The organism is Gluconobacter sp. P1D12_c (assembly GCF_018812105.1).
GTDB lineage: Bacteria > Pseudomonadota > Alphaproteobacteria > Acetobacterales > Acetobacteraceae > Gluconobacter > Gluconobacter oxydans_A.
The window spans coordinates 1-495 of the sequence record NZ_JACSIQ010000342.1 but is presented as its reverse complement, the minus strand read 5'-3'; the positions used below and the strand labels follow the sequence as shown (position 1 = coordinate 495).

1 pseudogene is annotated in these 495 nt (G+C 57.6%); it reads left to right on the top strand.

Annotation, left to right across the window (positions count from 1 at the left end):
* A pseudogene (locus tag KP705_RS17085) lies at positions 1 to 495 on the top strand (Tn3 family transposase); the annotation flags it as partial.

The following is a 495-nucleotide window of genomic DNA, read 5'->3' as shown; positions in this document are numbered from 1 at the left end:
GACAACCTCTTGCCGTCATCTGATTGAGGCCCGTGATCAGGGCGTTGATTCACTGTCTGCCATTACGGGAATTGACTGGCCCCGCCTCCAGGACGCCATCGGCAGGGCTGAAACCCTGACAGCTCCAGAGACCATTGATCGCACGGCCGAACTGATCAACCGGCATCGCTCTCTTCGTCCTGCCATTGGTCCATTCCTGAACGCGTTCCAGTTTCAGGGTGGTCGCACGGTACAGGGATTACTGAAGGCGGTGCAGATCATTGGAGACCTCTATCGGACCGGTAAACGCCGCTTGCCTGACTCCTGTCCGATCCGTTTCATTCCGCCTTCCTGGCACAGCTTTGTCAGGCCAGAGGGAACAGTCATACGACAGGCTTACGAACTCTGTGTTCTGACCCAGCTGCGCGAGCGTCTGCGTGCCGGAGACATCTGGGTAACGGAAAGTCGCCAATACCGCGCATTCGACACCTACCTTCTTCCGGAAGCCACGTTTGC